This is a genomic window from Streptomyces sp. NPDC002265 (assembly GCF_040296125.1).
Lineage (GTDB): Bacteria > Actinomycetota > Actinomycetes > Streptomycetales > Streptomycetaceae > Streptomyces.
In genome coordinates, this window is sequence record NZ_JBEOWS010000162.1 from 1 (window position 1) to 20,732 (window position 20,732).

19 protein-coding genes are annotated in these 20,732 nt (G+C 72.6%); 5 read left to right on the top strand and 14 right to left on the bottom strand.

Annotation, left to right across the window (positions count from 1 at the left end; all coding sequences use genetic code 11):
• Positions 1–153: 153 nt before the first annotated feature.
• Genes ABT085_RS25950 through tsaB form a run of 4 tightly spaced genes read right to left on the bottom strand, consistent with a single transcriptional unit; the run spans position 154 to position 2,708 of the window.
• Positions 154–414, bottom strand: a complete 261-nt coding sequence (locus tag ABT085_RS25950) for a hypothetical protein (RefSeq protein WP_351612509.1) — start codon at positions 412–414, stop codon at positions 154–156.
• On the bottom strand, positions 411–1,532 hold the full coding sequence (gene tsaD / locus ABT085_RS25955; protein WP_351612512.1) for a tRNA (adenosine(37)-N6)-threonylcarbamoyltransferase complex transferase subunit TsaD: 1,122 nt from the start codon (positions 1,530–1,532) through the stop codon (positions 411–413). The genes ABT085_RS25950 and tsaD overlap by 4 nt, the downstream gene beginning before the upstream one ends.
• The gene (rimI, locus tag ABT085_RS25960; RefSeq protein WP_384722872.1) at positions 1,525–2,055 is read right to left on the bottom strand and encodes a ribosomal protein S18-alanine N-acetyltransferase; all 531 of its coding nucleotides are present in this window, start codon (positions 2,053–2,055) and stop codon (positions 1,525–1,527) included. The genes tsaD and rimI overlap by 8 nt, the downstream gene beginning before the upstream one ends.
• The gene (gene tsaB / locus ABT085_RS25965; RefSeq protein ID WP_351612515.1) at positions 2,052–2,708 is read right to left on the bottom strand and encodes a tRNA (adenosine(37)-N6)-threonylcarbamoyltransferase complex dimerization subunit type 1 TsaB; all 657 of its coding nucleotides are present in this window, start codon (positions 2,706–2,708) and stop codon (positions 2,052–2,054) included. Before tsaB ends, rimI begins: the two co-directional genes overlap by 4 nt.
• A 259-nt stretch (positions 2,709–2,967) precedes the next feature.
• Between tsaB and ABT085_RS25970 the strand changes: the two genes are divergently transcribed.
• Complete coding sequence (locus tag ABT085_RS25970) at positions 2,968–3,522, top strand: hypothetical protein (RefSeq protein WP_351612518.1); 555 nt, start codon at positions 2,968–2,970, stop codon at positions 3,520–3,522.
• A gap of 94 nt (positions 3,523–3,616) precedes the next feature.
• On the opposite strand, the gene ABT085_RS25975 is transcribed toward ABT085_RS25970, so the two are convergent.
• From ABT085_RS25975 to ABT085_RS26010, 8 genes are all read right to left on the bottom strand, one after another.
• Positions 3,617–3,808 carry a hypothetical protein gene (locus tag ABT085_RS25975; RefSeq protein ID WP_351612521.1) on the bottom strand — a complete coding sequence of 64 codons (192 nt, stop codon included), beginning with the start codon at positions 3,806–3,808 and terminating at the stop codon, positions 3,617–3,619.
• A gap of 163 nt (positions 3,809–3,971) precedes the next feature.
• Positions 3,972–4,484: a tRNA (adenosine(37)-N6)-threonylcarbamoyltransferase complex ATPase subunit type 1 TsaE gene (tsaE, locus tag ABT085_RS25980; protein WP_351612524.1), complete on the bottom strand. Its 513-nt coding sequence runs from the start codon at positions 4,482–4,484 to the stop codon at positions 3,972–3,974.
• Complete coding sequence (locus tag ABT085_RS25985) at positions 4,450–5,697, bottom strand: alpha/beta fold hydrolase (RefSeq protein ID WP_351612526.1); 1,248 nt, start codon at positions 5,695–5,697, stop codon at positions 4,450–4,452. Before ABT085_RS25985 ends, tsaE begins: the two co-directional genes overlap by 35 nt.
• Complete coding sequence (gene alr / locus ABT085_RS25990; RefSeq protein WP_351612529.1) at positions 5,694–6,968, bottom strand: alanine racemase; 1,275 nt, start codon at positions 6,966–6,968, stop codon at positions 5,694–5,696. The genes ABT085_RS25985 and alr overlap by 4 nt, the downstream gene beginning before the upstream one ends.
• Before the next feature lie 88 nt (positions 6,969–7,056).
• The gene (locus ABT085_RS25995; RefSeq protein WP_351612532.1) at positions 7,057–7,971 is read right to left on the bottom strand and encodes a L,D-transpeptidase; all 915 of its coding nucleotides are present in this window, start codon (positions 7,969–7,971) and stop codon (positions 7,057–7,059) included.
• 174 nt (positions 7,972–8,145) lie between these two features.
• Positions 8,146–8,445: a hypothetical protein gene (locus ABT085_RS26000; protein ID WP_351612535.1), complete on the bottom strand. Its 300-nt coding sequence runs from the start codon at positions 8,443–8,445 to the stop codon at positions 8,146–8,148.
• 289 nt (positions 8,446–8,734) lie between these two features.
• Positions 8,735–10,171, bottom strand: coding sequence for an NAD(P)H-hydrate dehydratase (locus tag ABT085_RS26005; RefSeq protein WP_351612537.1), 1,437 nt, complete (start codon positions 10,169–10,171; stop codon positions 8,735–8,737).
• A gap of 74 nt (positions 10,172–10,245) precedes the next feature.
• Positions 10,246–10,617 (bottom strand): holo-ACP synthase, encoded by a 372-nt coding sequence (locus ABT085_RS26010; protein ID WP_152888049.1) that lies wholly within the window; start codon positions 10,615–10,617, stop codon positions 10,246–10,248.
• A 238-nt stretch (positions 10,618–10,855) separates the two neighbouring features.
• Between ABT085_RS26010 and ABT085_RS26015 the strand changes: the two genes are divergently transcribed.
• The 3 genes from ABT085_RS26015 to ABT085_RS26025 all read left to right on the top strand — a co-directional run bounded on the left by ABT085_RS26015 (position 10,856) and on the right by ABT085_RS26025 (position 14,800).
• Positions 10,856–11,839 carry a hypothetical protein gene (locus ABT085_RS26015; RefSeq protein WP_351612540.1) on the top strand — a complete coding sequence of 328 codons (984 nt, stop codon included), beginning with the start codon at positions 10,856–10,858 and terminating at the stop codon, positions 11,837–11,839.
• 13 nt (positions 11,840–11,852) lie between these two features.
• On the top strand, positions 11,853–13,643 hold the full coding sequence (locus ABT085_RS26020) for a M16 family metallopeptidase (RefSeq protein WP_351612542.1): 1,791 nt from the start codon (positions 11,853–11,855) through the stop codon (positions 13,641–13,643).
• 326 nt (positions 13,644–13,969) lie between these two features.
• Complete coding sequence (locus ABT085_RS26025; protein WP_351612545.1) at positions 13,970–14,800, top strand: DUF2637 domain-containing protein; 831 nt, start codon at positions 13,970–13,972, stop codon at positions 14,798–14,800.
• 83 nt (positions 14,801–14,883) lie between these two features.
• On the opposite strand, the gene ABT085_RS26030 is transcribed toward ABT085_RS26025, so the two are convergent.
• Both ABT085_RS26030 and glmS read right to left on the bottom strand, forming a co-directional pair.
• Complete coding sequence (locus ABT085_RS26030) at positions 14,884–16,044, bottom strand: hypothetical protein (RefSeq protein WP_351612547.1); 1,161 nt, start codon at positions 16,042–16,044, stop codon at positions 14,884–14,886.
• 224 nt (positions 16,045–16,268) lie between these two features.
• Complete coding sequence (glmS, locus tag ABT085_RS26035; protein ID WP_351612550.1) at positions 16,269–18,116, bottom strand: glutamine--fructose-6-phosphate transaminase (isomerizing); 1,848 nt, start codon at positions 18,114–18,116, stop codon at positions 16,269–16,271.
• A 575-nt stretch (positions 18,117–18,691) separates the two neighbouring features.
• Here glmS and ABT085_RS26040 point away from each other — a divergent pair.
• Positions 18,692–20,732 (top strand): RICIN domain-containing protein (locus ABT085_RS26040; RefSeq protein WP_351612555.1); only part of this gene is annotated, 2,041 nt, incomplete at its 3' end.

Below are 20,732 nucleotides of genomic sequence, written 5' to 3' on the forward strand. Positions count from 1 at the left end.
AAAAACAAAACCACCACTACACCAAAATCGAATTTAGGTTTTTCTTCATGTTTTTCTAGTGGTCTTTTCTCCATAATGGGGGGTGGGGCGGTCCCCCCGCGGGACACCGGCACACTCACCCGGTCCGCTCGGCCCCCTGGGACATCCCTGCCGTCATGCCTCCGGCACCTGCTCGAACCGCCAGCGGTGCACCGCCCGGGTGACCAAACCCGGCTCGGGTTCGGGGAGTTCGGGCAGGTCGGCGTCGTGGGGCGCGTCCCACCAGGTGATGACGAGGACACGGTCCTGGGGGGCGTGGAAGGTCTCCCGGCGCAGCGGCGGCCGTCCGGGCAGCCGCTGTTCCCGCGCCCAGGCGAGCAGTTCGGCGCCGCGCCCGCTCGCCGCCCGCGCCTCCCACATCAGCGCGACGGTCATGAGTAGAGGTTGTCCTTGCTGACCTCGTGCACATGATCGTGGCTGTGGCTGTGGCCGTGGCCGTGTTCCCGCTCGCGGCCCGGTACATGAGGGTCCGTCACCGGCAGCGAGGAGTCGGCCGAGAGATCCCAGTCGGACGCGGACCGGCCCCGGGCGACCATCTCCGCGCCGAGCGCGGCCACCATCGCGCCGTTGTCGGTGCACAGCTTGGGGCGCGGCACGCGCAGCCGGATCCCGGCCGCCTCGCAGCGCTCCTGGGCGAGGATCCGCAGCCGGGAGTTGGCGGCGACACCGCCGCCGATCATCAGATGGTCGACGCCCTCGTCCTTGCAGGCCCGTACGGCCTTGCGGGTCAGCACGTCCACGACCGCCTCCTGGAAGGACGCCGCCACGTCACGCACCGGCACCTCCTCCCCCGCCGCCCGCCTGGCCTCGATCCAGCGGGCCACGGCCGTCTTCAGTCCGGAGAAGGAGAAGTCGTACGCCGGGTCGCGCGGCCCGGTCAGCCCGCGCGGGAAGGCGATGGCACTCGGGTCGCCCTCCTTGGCGTACCGGTCGATGACCGGGCCGCCGGGGAAGCCGAGGTTCAGCACCCGGGCGATCTTGTCGAAGGCCTCGCCCGCCGCGTCGTCGATGGTCGCGCCCATGGGGCGGACGTCGGAGGTGATGTCCGTGGACAGCAGCAGCGAGGAGTGGCCGCCGGAGACCAGCAGGGCCATCGTCGGCTCCGGCAGCGCGCCGTGCTCTAGCTGGTCGACGCAGATGTGGGAGGCGAGGTGGTTGACGCCGTACAGCGGCTTGCCGAGCGCGTAGGCGTACGCCTTCGCCGCCGAGACGCCGACCAGCAGGGCACCCGCCAGACCGGGTCCCGCGGTGACCGCGATGCCGTCCAGGTCGCGCGCGGAGACCCCGGCCTCCTTCAGCGCGCGGTCGATGGTCGGCACCATCGCCTCCAGGTGCGCGCGGGACGCCACCTCCGGCACGACCCCGCCGAAGCGCGCGTGCTCGTCGACGCTGGACGCGATGGCGTCGGCCAGCAGGGTGGTACCGCGGACGATGCCGACGCCGGTCTCGTCGCAGGAGGTCTCGATCCCCAGGACCAGGGGTTCGTCAGCCATTGATCTCTGTTCCTTGTTCGGGGGTGGAGCCCTCGGCGGAGCCGCTGCCGGATTTCATGGTCAGGCGCATCACCAGGGCGTCGACGTTGCCCGGCTGGTAGTAGCCGCGGCGGAAGCCGATGGGCTCGAAGCCGAAACGCTCGTAGAGCCGCTGGGCGCTGACGTTGTCGACCCGGCATTCGAGCATGACCTCGGCGCACTCGAAGGTGGTCGCGGCCCGCAGCAGTTCGGTCAGCAGCCGGGAGCCGAGGCCGGTGCCCTGATGGTCACGGGCGACGGCGATGGTCTGCACATCCGCCAGCTCGCCGGAGGCGGCCAGGCCCGCGTAGCCCACGACCCGGCCCTCGTGCTCGGCCAGGACGTACCGCCGGGTCGCCCCGGGGCCGCGCGCATGGGCCAGTTCGGACCAGAACATCCCCCGCGACCAGGCGTCCTCGGGGAAGAGTTCCTTCTCCAGCTCCAGCACGGGGTCGATGTCCCACCAGCGCATCTCGCGCAGGCGAGGAGTCACGGGCTCGGTCACTTGGGGGTGACCACCTTGTAGTTCTTGGGCACCTGCGCGTCGGGCCGGCGCAGGTACAGCGGCCGGGGTTCGGGCAGTTCCTCGCCCGCGGCCAGTCTCTCGGCGGCCAGCGAGGCGAGGGCCGCGGCGGAGACGTGCTCGGGCTCGCGGGCGACCGGGAAGGTGTCGGGGTAGAGCAGCGCGCCCGCACCCACGGCCGGGAGCCCGGCCACCTGGTCGGCGATGTCGGCGGGCCGGTCCACGGCGGGGCCGGTCAGCCGGGTGCGGGAGTCGGCGTACGTCGCCCAGTAGACCTCCTTGCGGCGGGCGTCGGTCGCCACGACGAAGGGGCCCTTCTCGATGTCGGCGGCGTACGCGAGGCCGTCCAGCGTGCACAGGCCGTGCACCGGGACGCCGAGCGCGAGCCCGAAGGTGTCGGCGGTCATCAGACCGACGCGCAGCCCGGTGTAGGGGCCGGGTCCGGTGCCGACGACGACCGCGGTGACGGCGTCGAGCTTCAGCCCGGCGTCGGCGAGCACACGGTCGACGGCCGGCAGCAGCAGCTCGCCGTGCCGGCGGGCGTCGACCTGGCTCGACGAGGCGATGACGTCCGTGCCGTCGTGCAGCGCGACGGTGACGGCGGGGGTGGCGGTATCCAGAGCGAGCAAGAGCACGCAAACAGCCTACGGCTCCGCGGCCCCTGCCGGACGCGCTGTGCCCGGCCCGGGGTACGGGAAAAGGCCCCGGCCCGGGTCCGGGGATGCCCGGCCCGGGGTACCGGGACGCCCGGGCCGGGGTGCGGCGGGAAGCGCGCGGGGGTCCGACACGGGCCCCGGCCGCGCGCTCGCACGCCCGGGCCGGGCGGGACCCGGCTGCTAACGTCGCCGGGAGGCACGGCGTACGGCGCTCGGTACGGATGCAGAGGTGGCAGCGGTGGCAAGCAGCAGCGCGGGAATCGTGGCCGGGCTGACCGCGACGGCCGTGGCGGCGGTCGCCTTCCTCGCCTACCAGGCCTCGTCGACCGTCCCGGCCGGTTTCGACGCCACCGGCGCGGTCGGCGCGCCCTCCAAGGCGGCCGCGAAGGCTCCCCGGGACAGGAGCAACCCCACCGCGCTGCCGAAGAACTCCGGTACGGGTGAACGGGTCGTGTACTCGGTGGACGACGACCGGGTGTGGCTGGTCGGCGGGAGCGGCCGGGTCGAGCGCACCTTCGCGGTCAGGCCGGGCAGCGTCGACCCGCTGCCGGGTTCCTACTTCGTCACCTCCCGCTCGAAGGCGGTCACCGGCACGGACGGCACCCCCATCGAGCACGTCGTGCGCTTCGCCGACGCGGGCGACGTGGTCATCGGCTTCAGCGCGGCCGTGGAGCCCCCGGAGGACCCCTCCGACACGAGCGTGAAGACGGGCGGCATCCGCGAGTCCCGCAAGGACGGCGACGCGATGTGGGTGTTCGCGACGGTCGGCCAGAAGGTCGTCGTGATCCGCTGAGCTTCGGCTCTCCGCCGGTCGCGCGGTCTCGCGGTCGCTCTACGCCCGTTCGCCGGTCGGGCGATCTCGCGGCGGCCCACCGACCGTACGCCGGTCAGGCGGCCCGGCGGCGGCCCTCCGTCAGTTCGTCGGGCGCGCGGGGCGGGGTGGAGATCGCGTCCGCGGCCGCGCACGAGGCCAGCAGCTCACGCATCGACGGTCTGCTCGTCGACGGTCCGCGCTGGGACAGGCCGCGCAGGGCCGACCCGCGCTGCGCGGGCTGCGCCTGGGGTTCCGTAGCCGGCATGGACGCCTCCTGAAGGCCGGGGGCGGACGTGGTTAGGTAGACCTAACTACGAACTGGATACCATGTGACCACGCCCGGAGCACCCGGCGCAACATCTTGCCGACGGGTTGTCGGAACGTTCATGCGAACGTCCCAGCCGGCGCGAACCCCGTCCTGGACGGTCTCAGGCCGCGAGAACGCTCAGGTCGACCGTGCCCCAGCGCTCCCCGAGGCCGGTCACGGTCACGTGCCGCACCTCGTCGGTCGTGTCGCCCACGGCCCGGTGGATACGGACCTGGAGCCGCTCGTCGGTCAGCTCCTCGACCTTGCCCTCGCCCCACTCCACGACGATCACGGACTCGGGCAGGGAGACATCGAGGTCGAGGTCCTCCATCTCGTCCAGCCCGCCGCCCAGCCGGTAGGCGTCGACGTGCACGAGCGGAGGGCCGTCGCCGAGCGAGGGGTGCACCCGGGCGATGACGAAGGTCGGGGACGTGACGGCGCCGCGCACGCCGAGGCCCTCGCCGAGCCCGCGGGCGAGCGTGGTCTTGCCCGCGCCGAGCTCGCCGCTGAGCATCACCAGGTCGCCCGCGCGCAGCAGCTTGGCCAGACGGCGGCCCAGTTCGCGCATCTGGTCGGGCGAGGTGACGGTCAGTTCGAGGTCAGCCGGGCTGTGCGGTGCTGCTGGTGCTTCCATAGCCACCCACGGTAGCCCCTGCAGGCACGGCACCGGCGCGGGTGAGCAGGTCGGCGAGGCGGTCGGTCACCGCCTCCGGGTGTTCCAGCATCACCAGGTGCCCGGCGTCCGGCACGAGCACGAGTTCGGCGTCCGGCAGCAGACCGGCGATGGCCTCGCTGTGCTCGCTGGGCGTCACCAGGTCACGGACCCCGGCGAGCACCAGGACCGGCATGTCCCTGAACAGCCCGAGCGCCTCGGTCTTGTCGTGGTCGGTGAACGCCGGATAGAACTCGGCGACCACGTCGATCGGCGTGCTCTCGATCATCCGTTCGGCGAATCGCTCGACCGCGGGATCCACGTCCCGGGACGCGAACGAATACCGCTTGATGATCCCGGCGAACAGCTCCGCCGTCGCCCTGCGCCCCTTCTCCACCAGCTCGGCCTGCTGCCCCAGCGCCTTCAGCACACCGGGGAGCACCCGGCGCACCGCGTTGACGCCGGCGACGGGCAGCCCGAAGTTGACCTCGCCGAGCCGCCCCGACGACGTACCGACCAGGGCCGTGGCGACCACCCGGTCGCGGATCAGCTCCGGGTACAGGGCCGCCAGCGCCATCACCGTCATCCCGCCCATGGAGTGGCCGACCAGCACGATCGGTCCGTCCGGCGCGGCGGCGTCGATGACGGCCTTCAGGTCCCGGCCCAGCTGGTCGATGGTGACCGGCGCACCGCCGCCGTTCTGCGCCGCCCCGCGCCCGGACCGGCCGTGGCTGCGCTGGTCCCAGTGCACGGTCCGTACGACACCGCGCAGCGCCGCCCGCTGGAAGTGCCAGGAGTCCTGGTTGAGGCAGTAGCCGTGGCTGAAGACGACGGTGACGGGGAGGGGGGCCTTGCGGCCGAAGAGCCGGCGCCTGCGGGGTGCCGGGCCGCCCTCGGGCTCGACGTCGTCGACCTCGTAGTAGAGCTCGGTGCCGTCGTCGGCGTACGCCTTGCCGGGGGTGCCCCGCAGCGCGCCGTAGGGGCCGGTGGAGTCCAGTGCGAGCCGGGCCCGCCTGCGCATCCCGCGTCCGACGGTCATCCGCTCGATGGCGACGCCGGCGGCCGCGCCCGCGGCCAGCACGCCTATCGCGGCACCCGCGAGACCGGTCGTCCTGCGCCAGCCGCCGGACGCCGCCGCGGCGGAGGCGACGGCCGCTGTGGCGCTCGCGACGGCCTCCGCACTGCTCTCGCTCACGTACCGCTCCTCTTCCCCGTGTCGGCCGTGACGGCCGGACCGGCCGCCGTCGCCGTACCCGCCGGGTCGGCCGTGGTCGTGGTGGTCGTGGTGGTCGTCGTACTTGTCCCCGGTTCCTCGTTCACATAGACGCGAGGAACGCGCGTTCCGATGCGCGTGACGATCTCGTACGCGATGGTGCCCGCGGCCTGGGCCCAGTCCTCCGCGGTGGGCTCGCCCCGGTCGCCGGCGCCGAAGAGGACCGCGCGGGAGCCCGGCTCGGGCTCGTCGCCGCCGAGGTCCACGACGAACTGGTCCATCGCGATCCGCCCGGCGGCCGTGCGCCACTTGCCGTCGACGAGGACCGGTCCGCTGCCGGAGGCGTGCCGCGGGATGCCGTCCGCGTAGCCGACGGGCACCAGGCCGAGGGTGGTCTCACCGGGGGTGACGTAGTGATGGCCGTAGCTCACCCCGTGACCGGCCGGGACCCGCTTCACCAGCGCGAGGGACGCCGACAGCGTCATCACCGGGCGCAGCCCGAGGTCGGCGGGGGTGCCGAGTTCCGGGCTCGGCGAGATGCCGTACACGGCGATCCCGGTCCGCACGAGGTCGAAGTGGCTCTCGGGCAGGGTCAGCGTGGCGGGCGAGTTGGCGATGTGCCGCACCTCGGGGCGGACCCCGCGCGCCTCCGCGTACGCCAGCATCTCCCGGAAGAGGCCGAGCTGCGCGGCGATGGAGGGGTGCCCGGGTTCGTCGGCACAGGCGAAGTGCGACCAGAGCCCGGTGATCCGGACCAGCCCCTCGGCCTCGGCCGCCAGGGCCGCGCCGACCAGCTCGGCCCAGTCCTCGCCGGGCTGGCAGCCGCTGCGGCCGAGCCCGGTGTCGGCCTTGAGCTGCACCCGCGCGGGCACACCGGCCGCCCGCGCCGCCTGTGTGACCTCCCGCAGCGCCCACATCCCGCTGACGGAGACGTCGAGGCCGGCCTCGATCGCCTGCTGCCAGGGCCCGCCGGGCGCCCACAGCCAGCACATGATCCGCCCCGGCAGGCCGGCGGCCCGCAGCGCCAGGGCCTCCTCGGGGGTGGCCGTGCCGAGCCAGGTCGCTCCCGCGTCGAGGGCCGCTCGGGCGCAGCGGACCGCGCCGTGGCCGTACGCGTCGGACTTCACGACGGCCATGAGGGCCGCGCCCGGCGCGAGGGCGCGCAGGGTACGCACATTGGCCCGCAGGGCCGCCAGGTCGATCTCGGCGCGGGCACGCAGGGGGGCGGTCGGCGAAGGTGCTGTCTCATTCATGGCGCCCCCAGTGTCTCAGAGGGGTGCGGCGGCCCTTCGGCACCGGCCCGGGTGGGCGGGACCACGGCACCGGCCCGGGTCCGGAGTGCTAAGGCGCCGGCCTGTGCCCCCACACGTACACGCGGTCGTTCAGCTTCAGTACGCCCCACAGGGTGCGCGCGTCGCCCAGGGTCAGATTCACGCAGCCCCAGGAGCCGACGGTCGTGTAGAGGCTGCCGTACACGGCGTGGAAGGCCTCTCCGCCGTCGAAGAACTGGGAGTACGGCATGGGGGTGTGGTAGATCGTCGACACGTGGTTCTTGTGCCGCCAGTAGATCGTGTGCCATCCGGGCCGTGTCCGGTGCCCGATCCGCCCGCTGCGCATCGGCACGGGCCCGAACAGCACCTTCTCCCCCTTCTGCACCCACGTCAGCTGCCGGTCGAGGTCGACACAGGCCACCCGGTACGTCCGCACCGGGCACTTCCCGGCCGCGTTGGGGTCCTTCCTCGCGGACTTCAGCATCATCCGCGCCCAGGTCACGGTCCCGGCGAACCCGGTGGCGGGCTTGATCTTCTCCTTCTCCTGGAACGCCCGGATCGCCAGGCAGTCGGCCGCCGACTGCTTCCCGTCCGCCTTCAGCTTCAGCCAGCGCTCGACCTGCCGCTGGAACGGCCCGGTCCGGGAACTGCACGTCACGCCCGCGACCGCGTCGGCCAACGGGACGTACTCGACCAGCGCGTAGGTCCCGCGCCCGGCGGCGCGCGGCTCTACGGCGTCCTCGGCGGCGCTTGGCACGTACGTCCTCGGTGCCAGCATCTGGTCGGGGGTGTCGATCTGCCAGGGCTGGTACGGCCCCGGCGGCACCCCCGGCACGAGTTCGCTCTCGGGGCCGGCGGCGGGGCCGGGCGCGGGCACGGGACCGGTGACGGAAAGCGTGGCGGGAGGCCGGGGCGCGGCCTGGGCGGCGACGGCACCGGCGGGAAGCACGGCGACGGCGGCGAGCAGAGCGCCGATCCCCCGCACCGCCCGCGCTCCGCGGACTCCTCGCGCTCCCCCGGCTCCTCGGACTCCCCCGACTCCCCCGAATCCCCGGATTCTTCGCATTCGTACGCTGATCATGCGATCAGCGAATCGTGATGGGGGACCGCACGGGGGGGTGGCGCGCGGCGGGGTCCCCCGATCAGCCGGGTCCCCCGTTCAGCCCTTGCGCCGGGCAGCAGGCAGCTGACCGGCTCCCAGCAGCAGGATTCCGGTGATCAGGAGCGCGTTCGCGGCGAAGAAGCGGACCTCCCAGGACGGCGTCGGCAGCGCACCGAAGTAGAACAGCCCCTGCGACACGCAGGACGCGCCCATCAGGAGTGCTCCGGTTCCGTAGACACGGTGATGCCGGACATGGCGGCGCGCCCACGGCAGCGTCCACCCCGTACGTATCGAAGCCACTCCCAGGGCCATGAACAGCAGGCCCAGGACCAAGCCGATTCCGACGACCCATTCCACAGGGCTTCCTCCGTACGACGAACACAGGCGTCAGGACCGGCGTCGACAAGACGGGCGTCAAGACGTCACGACCAGGACGCACGCATGCTGCCGCCACTCGTCGCGGGGCGGCAATGCCGGACTCCGGCAGTCATCGGCGCGCTTCACTGCGCAGGCACGGCAAGGCGCTTCCGACCCGCTCGCTCCGGGGCCTGTCCGGCGGATCACGCCGCAGAAGCGGGGTGTGGCACGCCCGTCTGCGGCAATACGGCACGGCGGCTTTCCTGCGACTTGATCCGCCGGACAGGCCCTAGTCCCGTACGTCCCGCCAGGCTCCCGGAATCGCCTCGGCCACGTCGTGCGCCCCCGCCGGCGCCCCGTCCGAGGCGAACCGCCCCGCCAGCCCGTGCAGATACGCCGCCACGCTCCCCGCGTCGACCGCGCTCAGCCCCGCCGCCAGCAGCGATCCGCCCAGCCCCGACAGCACGTCCCCGCTCCCGGCCGTGGCCAGCCAGGACGTGCCCGTCGGATTCACCCGTACGGTCCGTTCCCCGGGGCCCGCGACCAGCGTCGTCGAACCCTTCAGCAGCACGGTCGCCCCGTACCGCCCCGCCAGTTCCCGCACCGACTCCAGCCGCGCACCCTCGACCTGTTCCCGCGCCACGCCGAGCAGCGCGGCGGCCTCCCCGGCGTGCGGGGTCAGCAGGGTCGGTGCCGTACGCGCCCGTACCGCCCCGGGGTCGGCCAGCCGCAGCCCGTCGGCGTCCAGCAGCACCGGCACGTCCGTCGCCAGCACCTCCGCCACGGCGTCCGCGTCGTCCCCGGCCCCCGGTCCGACGACCCACGCCTGGACGCGCCCGGCGTTCCCGGGCCCCCGGTCCGACACCAGGGTCTCCGGGAACCGTGCGATGACGGAGTCCCCGGCGGGCCCCACGTACCGCACCGCCCCGGCCCCGCCGCGCAGCGCCCCGGCCACGGCCAGCACCGCGGCTCCCGGGTAGCGCGCCGACCCGGCGGCGATGCCGACGACACCGCGCCGGTACTTGTCGCTCTCCGGGCCGGGCAGCGGCAGCAGCGCGGCCACGTCCGCGTGCTGCAACGCCTCCAGCTCCGGCTCGGCGGGCAGTTCGGGCCCGAGCCCGATGTCCACGAACCGCACGGTCCCGGCGTACTCGCGCGCCGGGTCGATCAGCAGTCCCGGCTTGTGCGTCCCGAAGGTCACCGTCAGGTCGGCGCGCACGGCGGCGCCCCGCACCTCCCCGGTGTCCGCCTCCACCCCGCTGGGCAGGTCGACGGCGACGACGGCCGCCCGGGACTCCTCGACGAGCGTGGCCAGCGCCGCCGCCTCCGGACGCAGGCCGCCGGCGCCCCCGATGCCCACGATGCCGTCGACGACGAGAGCCGCCCGGCGGATCGGCGCCTCGGCCGCGTCCGGGGCGACCGTCACGCCACCCGCCCGGCGCAGCGCGGCGAGGCCGCCCGCGTGGGTGCGCTCCGGGGCCAGCAGCACCGCCGTGACACCCGCGCCGCGCCGGGCCAGCCGGGCCCCGGCGTACAGGGCGTCGCCGCCGTTGTCGCCGCTGCCGACCAGCAGCACGACCCGGGTGCCGTAGACCCGCCCGGCCAAGTCCGCGCAGGCGGCGGCCAGTCCGGCGGCGGCACGCTGCATCAGCGCGCCCTCCGGCAGCCGCGCCATCAGCTCCCGTTCGGCAGCCCTCACCGTCTTCACGCTGTACGCAGTACGCATGGGTCCGAGTCTTCCCTACGGCACCCGCACCCCGCAGGTTCCGACCCTCCCTCGGGCCCCCGGCAGGCTCCCGGTCACCCCTCCGCCACGACCACCGCCGAGGCCACCCCGGCGTCGTGACTGAGGGACACGTGCCAGGAGCGCACCCCGAGTTCCGCCGCACGGGCCGCCACCGTGCCCGTCACCCGCAGCCGGGGCTGCCCGCTGTCCTCGACGAACACCTCGGCGTCCGTCCAGAGCAGACCGGCCGGCGCGCCCAGCGCCTTGGCCAGCGCCTCCTTCGCCGCAAACCGCGCCGCGAGCGAGGCGATGCCCCTGCGCGCCCCGCTGGGAAGCAGCAGTTCCCGCTCAAGGAACAGCCGTTGTGCCAGTCCGGGCGTGCGCTCCAGCGACGCCGCGAACCGGTCGATCTCGGCCACGTCGATACCGACCCCGATGATGCTCATGCCGAGCACCCTACGGCCGGCGATCCTCGGTCGGCGGACTGTCACAGCGGGCTGCTAGCCTGCGGCAACTTGATCACATCAGTCACACAAGCCACACCCATCACACATCACGCATGACACGTCATGCGTCACGCACGTGACCGGTGTGGCACCACCCGTATCACTCACACCATGCACGACAGCGCGCGCCGGGGGGCCAGTCGGCGCGCTCCGGACGGCGACGCCAGGGGGCGGAGGAATGAGCAGTTCCAGCAACGGCAGGGACGGGACACCCGGAGGTACGTACGGGGGCTCCTGGTCCCTGGTGACCGACCCGTACGACTACCTGCCCGGAGTCGCCCCGCTGCGCCCCGCGGCACAGGCCGGCGACTGGCCCGCCGTACGGGCCTTCTTCAACGGCCTCGACTCCGCCGACCAGGTCTCCTACGCCTCGGGGCTCCTCTCCGACATCGACGGCGTCGAGGGCTTCCTGGAGCGCGCGGTCGCCGAGCTGCCCCACGACCCGCTGCCGCGCACCCTGCTGGCCAGGCGGTACATCGGCATCGGCTGGGGCATCCGCAGCGCCGCTCGCGCGAAGCACGTCTCACGCGACCAGTTCGACCGGTTCCACGCCTGGCTGCGCAAGGCCGAGCAGATCCTTATCGAGGTGTGCGCCGAGCAGCCCGCGTACGCCCCCGCCTGGACGGCCCGGCTGATCACCGCGCGCGGTCTGGAACTGGGGCAGGCCGAGGCCCGCCGCCGCTACGACCGGCTCTCCGGCCACCACCCCCACCACTACCGCGCGCAGCTCCAGCTCCTCCAGCAGGTCTGCCCCAAGTGGAGCGGTTCCTGGGACGACGCGCACGGCTTCGCCAGGGAGTGCGCGACCCGGGCACCCGACGGCGCGGTGAACGCCGCCCTGGTCGCGGAGGCTCACATCGAGCACTGGCTGGACCTGGACAGCGGCGCCGACACCGCGTACCTCAGGGGCCTTCCGGTCCGCGACGACCTGCGGTTCGCCGCCCAGGTGTCCGTGCTGCACCGCGACCACCGGCCCGACTGGAACACGGTCGGCGCGCACAGCACGTTCGCGATGGCCTTCTCGCTCGGCGGCCACTTCGAGGACGCGGCACCGCACTTCGCCGCGCTGGGCAACACGGTCGCGAAGTCCCCGTGGGACTACCTGCCGGACTGGCGCAACCAGTTCACCAAGTTCCGCAAGTCCGCGCTGGCGACGCTCTGAGGGGAGACCGCACATGACCACGCAACCGCACACCGACAGCGGCACGAGCTCCGCCCACACCGGCACCTACACCGGCACCGGCACCGGCACCGATCTCTCCGCCCTCGACGGCCTGATATCCCACACCACCACCCAGGGCGTCCGCACCCTCTACGCCCCGCGCCCCGGCGAGATCACCGCCGGTCTCTTCTTCCGGGTGGGCCGCGCCGACGAGACCCTGGCCACCGCCGGGATCACCCATCTCGTCGAGCATCTCGCCCTGCACCGCCTGGGTCTGTCCGACCTGCACTACAACGGCGCGACGGCGAACACGTACACCCTCTTCCACGTCACCGGCAGCGAGGACGAGGTGGTCGCGTACCTCAACAGCGTCTGCGCGGCCCTGCGCGATCTGCCGCTCGCCCGGCTGGAGACGGAGAAGGAGATCCTGCGCACCGAGGCGGCGGGCCGCAGCGGCGGCCCCGGCTCCCAGCTGCCGCTGTGGCGCTACGGCGCCCAGAGCTACGGCCTGACCAGCTACAGCGAGCTGGGCACCTGGGGTCTGACGGCCGACCAGGTCCGGCACTGGGCCGAGACCCGCTTCACCCGCGACAACGCGGTGCTGTGGCTGACCAGCGACAGCGTGCCGGCCGGGCTGGACCTCACGCTGCCCGCCGGCACCCGCTTCCCGGCCCCGGCGGCGACCAGCGCGCTGCCGGTGACCCCCGCGTACATCCACGGCGACGACGGCCATGTGGTCTTCACGTCCGTCCTGCGCCGCTCCACCGCGGCCTCCGTCTTCGCGGACGTGCTGGGCCGGGCCCTCTTCCAGGACCTGCGCCAGGAGGGCGGCTACTCGTACTCGGCGGAGGCCGACTACACCCCGCGCGACGCCGACCACGCGACCCTCACCGCGTACGCCGACGCACTGCCGAAGAAGCAGGACGCCGTGGTCGGCGGCTTCGTCGACACCCTGGCGCGGCTGCGCGCGGGCCGTATCGAGCAGTCCGAACTGGACTCGGCACGGGGCAGGATCCTCAAGCGGTACGACAGTCCCGACCTCGGCGCCTCCTCCCTTCCGTCGTACGCGCTCAACCTCCTGCTCGGCCACCGCCTCCTCTCCCCCGAGCAGCACCGCGCCGAGCTGAACGCAGTCACGCTCGCCGATCTGCGCGAGGTGGCCCGGGAGGCCTGGTCCACCGGGCTCCTCCAGGTACCCGGCCGGGGCGCCGACTGGGCGGGCTTCGAGTCCGCCCCGCAGTACTCGCAGGCAGCCGTCGTCGGCACCCGCCACCAGTCCCTGGAGGACGACCGGGTCACCCTGGTCATCGGCAACGAGGGCGTCAGCCTCGCCACCCCCGGCGGCCCGGTCACCGTCCGGTACGACGCCTGCGCGGTCATGACCACCCGTCCCGACGGCGCCCGCAGCCTCACCGGTACGGACGGCTTCTGCGTGTCCGTCGAGCCGACCCTGTACCGGGGTGTGACGCCGGAGCGGATCGCGGCGGTCGACGCGTCCGTCCCCACGGCCGCGGTGGTCCCGCTGCCGGCCCGCGACCCGCAGCAGATACCCCGGCCCCGCGAACGGCAGGCCGCCCCGCAGTCCACGGGCAGCGGCCGCTCCACCTGGGCCTGGACCCTCGGCCTCTGGCTGGTCGGCGTGCCCACCTTGATCTGGAGCCTGCTGTCCACCGTGGTCACCGTCGGCGAGCTGGGCGCCGCGAACCCCGATTCGGACGCGGTGCTCGGCGTCTGGGTGATGGCCCTGCCGCTGCTGCTGGTGACCTGGCTGATCTACCGCTCACGCCGGCGCAGACGCCGCTGAGCCGCCCGTCGGGTGCGCACCCGGTCCGCCGCCGGACCGCCGCTCGGGTGCGCACCCGGCCCACCGCCGGGGCCGCCCGGGGACTCGGCGGAGAATCCGATCGTCGGCCCGGGCGGCGCATCCGGCACACGCCTGTCGTGAAGAAGCGCTCCTGTGTCATGAAGAGCGCCCCCGCAAACCCTTTGTCGATCAACCTCACTCCATTGCCGCACATCCGGCGGAGCGAGGGCGCGTTAGTGGAATGTGACGAAAGCAAGGTTTTTTGATCTGCCCCGCTCCGGGACATCGGCCGGTGAACGACCGGCGCCCAGCGTGGTGGAGCTGCCGTGACCGACGAATACCCGGATCTCTCCTTCGCCCGGCACGAGTGGCACCCCGACGCCTATCCGCCCGGCCTGGCCGGCGGCTGGCACGGGGGCAGCGCCGACACTCTGCACCCTGCGGCCTACCCGGAGGAGAGCTGGGACCCGGTCGAGGAACTCACCTACCTCCTGCAGGACGCAGTGGCGGCGGACCATACGGCCGCCGTGCCGCCGCCGCGCAGCGAGGCCTCGCCCGACCGCGGCTTCACCGGCGACCCGTTGGAGAACCTGGCCAGGATCACGGCCGAGCTGCCACCCATCCGGCACACGTCCGCCGGACACCGCAAGGTGCGGGTCCGCAGTCCCCGCTTCACGTGGTTCCAGACCGTCAGCTTCTCGATCGCCGCGTTCGCCGCGGTCATCGTGTCGATGGTGAGCGTGTTCGGCGGCATGGTGGCGTACGCGCCCCTGCGCCACATCGCCGCCGCGACGGGCGGCGGCGCCCTGACCTGGTGGCCCCTGCTGATCTACGGCCCCTGGATGGTGGGCTCGCTCTCCATCCTGCGTACCGCCCTGCACCGGCGCCGCGCCATGCACTCGTGGTTCGTCGTCCTGCTGTTCTCCTGCCTCGCGATGATGCTCTGCGTGGCCGAGGCCGACCGGACCTTCATCGGCATCTCCGCGGCCGCCCTGCCGGCCGTCGCGTCCCTCGCCTGCTTCCAGCAGCTGGTCCGTCAGGTCACGCTGACCCGGCCGCCACGCCAGCCGGCCTCCCGCCACCGGCAGCGCCCCGCCCCCGCGGCGGCCGGCAGAACCGGCGGCGGTCCGGCCGCATCGAGATCACCTCGCCGCTGACCGCGGCGGGACGGCGCACCGGCAGCCGACGGCCGGCCTCGACGCCCCGTCAGCTTCGGGACACCGTCAGGCGCGTGACAACGTCAGGTGCGGGACACGACCCCGCAGCCCTCGCTGCGGTCATCGTCGAGGTTCCGGCTGCGGTCGTACGGATCGGTCGCCGGCCCGGTCGGGGTCGCGCCCGCGGGGGCGTCGTCCGTCGGGAACATGGGGTGGAAGTAGCCGTCGTAGACGTCGCAGGCCGAGTTGCCCGCCTGCTCGTCGTAGCTCTTGACGCTGACCTTCCCGGTGGTGGTCCGGTAGCGGGCCGGGTCGAGGAATTCGAAGTCGAGCACGCGCCGCACGATGGTCCGGGCCACGTCGGTCTTCTTCTTGTCGATGTGCGCGAGCGGGTAGACGAAGTCGTAGTCGGCGTGCACGACGACGGAACCCTGGGCGCCCGCCTTGAACGTCATCCGCCCGCGGGTCTTCACCACTTGGCCGACCACCCGCACCTCGTCGGGGTCGAACCGGCTGAACATCCGCAGCGGGTCGTGCTTCTTGTCCGGCTTGAGCAGCGAGGTGTTGAGCAGGTCGAGCAGTTCGGGCTGCCGGGGATCGAGCACGCCGAGCGCGGCGGCGGGGCGGTGGCCGCGCAGGGTGGCCGGGTTGAGGCTCCCGTCGACCAGGAACGTCTTGGTCTGCCGCAGCAACTGCGCCACCTGCGCCTTGGACCAGGACCCGACGGGCTTCGCCTCCGGCAGGACGATGCCGGCCTCGCCGTCGGCCCAGGCGAGCGCCGGGGACCCCGCGAACGGCCGGTCCACCGTGGGCATGTCGGGGGCCACCGACTCCGGAGCCCCGGTCGGCGCCGCGGTCTCCGGCGGCAGCTGCTTGGGAGCGGCGGCGGCGGACCGGTCCGCGTGGAAGGGGTCACCGGGTATCAACGAGGGCCGTACCGCGACCACCGCCACGACGATGGCGATCGGCACGCCCAGAATGCCCCACAGCCGCCGCCGTCGGGTCGCCCGCCCGTTCATCTCCTGCCAGGCCGGACCGGTCCGCCAGCCCTCGGGCAGCTCGCCGCGCGCCTCCTGCTGCCGGAGCCGTTCGGTGACCATGCGCGCCCGCGCAGAGGGCTCCTTGGGCGCCGAGTCGGGTATCCCGCGTTCGCTTTCCTGTACGAACTTCGCCCACTCGTCGTCAGATATGGAGCTCGATCCGGAGTCGTCGGCACGGGACTCCTCGGACGGTCTCTCGGCCATGGCAAGCAGCGCTTTCTCTCGGGTAGTTGCTGTGTGCAGGCAGAGCGTACGACAGCGGCTTCGCTCTTCTGTACGGTTCTCGCCCCGCATCGCACGAACTTTCCCGCCGCTTCCCCGGCGCTTCGCCGACCGCTTCGCCGCGCACGGCACAAAGGCTCCGGCCGGGGCGGTTGCCACCACCCCGGCCGGAGCCTCGCGTCGTTCACCGGAACGCTAGAGCCGGGTCACTCGACGGTCACCGACTTCGCCAGATTGCGCGGCTGGTCCACCTCGTTGCCCCGGGCGGTGGCCAGTTCGCAGGCGAAGACCTGGAGCGGGACCGTGGCCACGAGGGGCTGGAGCAGGGTCGGCGTGGCAGGGATGCGGATCAGATGGTCGGCGTACGGCACCACCGCCTCGTCACCCTCCTCCGCGATCACGATCGTGCGGGCGCCCCGGGCGCGGATCTCCTGGATGTTGGACACGATCTTGTCGTGCAGGACGGAGCGGCCGCGCGGTGACGGCACGACCACCACGACCGGCAGGTCCTCCTCGATCAGGGCGATCGGCCCGTGCTTCAGCTCGCCCGCGGCGAAGCCCTCGGCGTGCATATAGGCGAGTTCCTTGAGCTTCAGCGCCCCCTCCAGCGCCACCGGGTACCCCACGTGCCGCCCGAGGAACAGCACCGTCTTCTTGTCCACGAGGGTGCGCGCCAGCTCCCGTACCGGCTCCATGGTCTCCAGGACGCGCTCGACGTCGCCGGAGATCTTCGCCAGGTCGCGCACGACGGTCCGGATCTCGTCGGCCCACTTGGTGCCGCGCACCTGGCCCAGGTAGAGGGCGACGAGGTAGCAGGCGACGAGCTGGGTGAGGAAGGCCTTCGTTGAGGCGACGGCGACCTCGGGCCCGGCGTGGGTGTACAGCACCGCGTCGGACTCGCGCGGGATCGTGGAGCCGTTGGTGTTGCAGATGGCCAGCACCCTGGAGCCCTGCTCGCGGGCGTGCCGCAGGGCCATCAGGGTGTCCATGGTCTCGCCGGACTGGGAGATGGCGATGACCAGGGACCGGGAGTCCAGGATCGGGTCCCGGTAGCGGAACTCGCTGGCCAGCTCCACCTCGCAGGGGATGCGGGTCCAGTGCTCGATGGCGTACTTCGCGATCATCCCGGCGTGGAAGGCCGTACCGCAGGCCACGACGACGACCTTGTCGATCTCCCGCAGCACGCGCGGGGAGATCCGCACCTCGTCCAGGGTCAGCGAGCCGGAGGCGTCGATGCGGCCCAGGAGCGTGTCGGCGACCGCCTTGGGCTGCTCGGCGATCTCCTTGAGCATGAAGTAGTCGTAGCCCCCCTTCTCCGCGGCCGACGCGTCCCAGTCGACGTGATAGGAACGCACCTCCGCCGGACGGCCGTCGAAGCCGGTCACGGTCACGCCTTCCCGGCGCAGCTCCACCACCTGGTCCTGGCCCAGCTCGATCGCCGACCGGGTGTGGGCGATGAACGCGGCGACGTCCGAGGCGAGAAAGGCCTCGCCCTCTCCCACGCCCACCACGAGCGGCGAGTTGCGCCGCGCGCCGACGACCACGTCCGGCACGTCCGCGTGCACGGCGACCAGGGTGAACGCGCCCTCCAGCCGCCGGCACACCAGCCGCATCGCCTCCGCCAGATCGGCGCAGCCGGCGAACTCCTCGGCCAGCAGATGGGCGACGACCTCGGTGTCGGTCTCCGAGACGAGGTCGTGCCCGCGCTCGGCCAACTCCGCGCGCAGCAGGGCGAAGTTCTCGATGATCCCGTTGTGCACGACGGCGACGCGCCCCGCGTTGTCGAGATGGGGGTGGGCGTTGGCGTCCGTCGGACCGCCGTGCGTGGCCCAGCGGGTGTGCCCGATGCCCGTCACACCGGCCGGCAGCGGCCGCTCGGCCAGTTCCTTCTCCAGATTGACCAGCTTCCCGGCCCGCTTGGCCGCGGCAAGACCGCCACCCGCGAGCACGGCGACACCGGCCGAGTCGTACCCCCGGTACTCCAGCCGCTTCAGCCCGGCCATCACGACATCGAGCGCCGACTGAGACCCCACGTATCCAACGATTCCGCACATGCCCGGCAGCCTAAGGGCCGACGCCCGCCGAAAAGAGCCGAAGCGTGCCCGAAATCGGAAATTCCTACGGCGGAACGAACGCCGTGGTGGGCCACGGCCACCCGAGCCGGGCAACGAGAATCGGCCGACTTCACCGCAAGCCCCCGCACGACGCCACACCAATCCTTCACGGGAGGACCACAGGAAATCCTTGGAGCGCACTCCTCGCGCCACCCGGCGCACGCCGCCCACCGGCCTCGAAGCCAAGGCGATTTCCCGCCAGTCGCACACGTCACAGAAAAGAACTCATGTGCGATTTGATGCGTGCATGCCTATCGTGTCTCCCCTATGAGGTCGGAACCTGACCATTCCGTCCTCACAGTTCACTCAGTGACCGGGGGAACACCGTCACTCACGGGGAGGGGTGGCTTCCGCATGCCGTCAGGCCGAGGGGCCGACGCATGCGTGAACTCAGCGCCGACGGGACGCTGCTGAGCGACGTTCAGCAGCGCCCCGTCCCGCCCTGTGTTCGTGGCCACTTCACGGTCCCGTCCTCACACGATGGAGGGACACAGCTCTTGCGTTCCAGATCAACGATGTTCCTGAGCCCGCGGCCAGGCCCGCCCAGACCCTTCACCCGCAGCGTCATCCTCCTGAGCGCTGTCGCGCTGCTGACCTCGCTCGGCGTACAACCCGCCCTCGCGGCACAACTCTCCGATACGGCCGCCACCCGCTCCAGCGACCGGCCGGACGACTGGTACGAGACCACGTCCGACGAGCAACTGCGCCTGGACCAGTGCCTGATGGGGGACGCGCTGCGTCTGGGCGGTCCAGGCATGTACAGCTTCGCCCAGAACGCTCTGAACCAGACCCCGGAGAAGCTGCGCGAACTGGCGGCCCTCGACGAGTCGTTCGACGGCCCGCTGCACCACGCCTACGACCAGGACCGCAGCGACTCCAGTGCTGCCTCGAAGCGCCGGGACTCGAGCAAGGCCGCCTGGGAGAAGCCGCTCGACGGTCTGGCGACCCCCGGCGGGTTCACCGTAACCGGGTTCCACTGGGCCCCCGGCGTCCACGAGGGCGGCGACTTCTACGACCAGACCGGCCTGGGCAGATGGGTCGGCAACCCCGACTGGACACAGAAGTTCGACTTCTACGACCCGACCCCGCAGGCCGACGAGAAGACCCTCAAGGCCGTCGACGACCTGGGCGCTCCGCTCTACGGCAAGAATCCCGACCCGGGCCTGCCCCGCGACGAGTGGAACCGCGCGCTGAACGAACGCGACGCGTTCCAGTGGCTGCACGGCTTCGCCACGGAGCGCGCCGGCGCCGACAACGCCCGCATCTTCCTCGCCGCGGGCGGCTGGCCGCGGACCGCGCCGGAGCCGGACAGCACGGAGTACCGGATCGCGGTCGAAGATCTCAAGACGCGGTTCGCCACCTGCGCCTGGCGGGACCCCATCGACCCGAACAAGACCCTTCGCACGGCGGAGGACACCGCCGCCCAGGAGTGGCAGCAGGAGATCGCCTCCCAGGCCGGCCAGCGCAACCAGATCCTCGACGCCGATCGCGACGCCACCACCGCACTCGCCAAGGGCGCCGAGGCGATGGGCGACCTGCTCGGCCAGTCCTGGATCGCCGACCACCTCACCCGCTGGCAGGACTACTGGAGCGCCGGCGGCATCGGCTGGATCGGTGACGCCCCGCTGGAGATCCAGGTGCCGGGCGCCTCCGGCAAGTGCCTGGACGTGCAGGGCGCCGGCAAGACCAACGGCACGCCGGTGCAGATCTACACCTGCAACGGCAGCAGCGCGCAGCAGTGGAAGATCTGGGGTTCCTACGACGGCGGCTACACCCTGCTGAACGTCAACTCGGCGAAGTGCCTGGAAGTGCTGAACGGCAGCAGCGCCGACGGCACGAAGATCCAGATCCGGGACTGCGGCAGTGCCAAGGCCCAGCAGTGGACGTTCGACGTCCGCTCGGCGGGCGAGCTGCGGAACGCCGGCACCGGCAAGTGCGTGCACCTGCCGACGTTCGACAACAGCAAGGACGCCGTGCAGTCGACCTGCAACGGCTCCGCCGCGCAGAAGTTCCGGCTCGTCCCCAAGGGACACACCGGCGACGGCAAGCTCGGCTATCCGGACAAGGCTCAGTTCACCAAGGCCACGGCCGGTGTCGCCGCCGCGCAGGCTGCCGCGAAGAAGCAGCTCGCCGCCCTGAAGACGCAGCTGACCGCCGCACAGAAGGCCGCGACCGCCTCGGACAAGGCGATCCAGGCCGCCTACAGCATCGCGGACGCCAACGGCGCGCCCCGAGGGCGTGGTCTGCTGGTGGGTCAGCAGAAGGACCAGGTCACCAAGGGTGCGGCCGCCGCGCTGACGGCGCTGGAGAAGGCCGGTGAGACGGCCGAGGCGGCCACCCGCGCCGCCGCTGGTGACAGTGCGACGATCGCCCAGCGCGCCCTGGCGCAGGCCGCGCAGTCGAAGGCGGAGTTCCGCAAGAAGGCCGCCGAGACGGCCGAGTTGCAGGCCAAGGCCGCCGCCGACGCGGCGAAGATGCACCGGGACAACGCCAAGAAGGACAAGGAGACCGCGGAGGCGAAGCTCACGGTCGCGCTGAAGGCCGAGGGTGACGCCA

Bases quoted from the DNA above. Each gene is read 5' to 3' on its own strand.
- glmS (WP_351612550.1), bottom strand. From the start codon at position 18,116: ATGTGCGGAATCGTTGGATACGTGGGGTCTCAGTCGGCGCTCGATGTC.
- ABT085_RS26020 (WP_351612542.1), top strand. From the start codon at position 11,853: ATGACCACGCAACCGCACACCGACAGCGGCACGAGCTCCGCCCACACC.
- ABT085_RS26030 (WP_351612547.1), bottom strand. From the start codon at position 16,044: ATGGCCGAGAGACCGTCCGAGGAGTCCCGTGCCGACGACTCCGGATCG.
- ABT085_RS25975 (WP_351612521.1), bottom strand. From the start codon at position 3,808: ATGCCGGCTACGGAACCCCAGGCGCAGCCCGCGCAGCGCGGGTCGGCC.
- ABT085_RS25950 (WP_351612509.1), bottom strand. From the start codon at position 414: ATGACCGTCGCGCTGATGTGGGAGGCGCGGGCGGCGAGCGGGCGCGGC.
- ABT085_RS26015 (WP_351612540.1), top strand. From the start codon at position 10,856: ATGAGCAGTTCCAGCAACGGCAGGGACGGGACACCCGGAGGTACGTAC.
- alr (WP_351612529.1), bottom strand. From the start codon at position 6,968: ATGAATGAGACAGCACCTTCGCCGACCGCCCCCCTGCGTGCCCGCGCC.
- tsaD (WP_351612512.1), bottom strand. From the start codon at position 1,532: ATGGCTGACGAACCCCTGGTCCTGGGGATCGAGACCTCCTGCGACGAG.
- tsaE (WP_351612524.1), bottom strand. From the start codon at position 4,484: ATGGAAGCACCAGCAGCACCGCACAGCCCGGCTGACCTCGAACTGACC.
- ABT085_RS26005 (WP_351612537.1), bottom strand. From the start codon at position 10,171: ATGCGTACTGCGTACAGCGTGAAGACGGTGAGGGCTGCCGAACGGGAG.
- ABT085_RS26010 (WP_152888049.1), bottom strand. From the start codon at position 10,617: ATGAGCATCATCGGGGTCGGTATCGACGTGGCCGAGATCGACCGGTTC.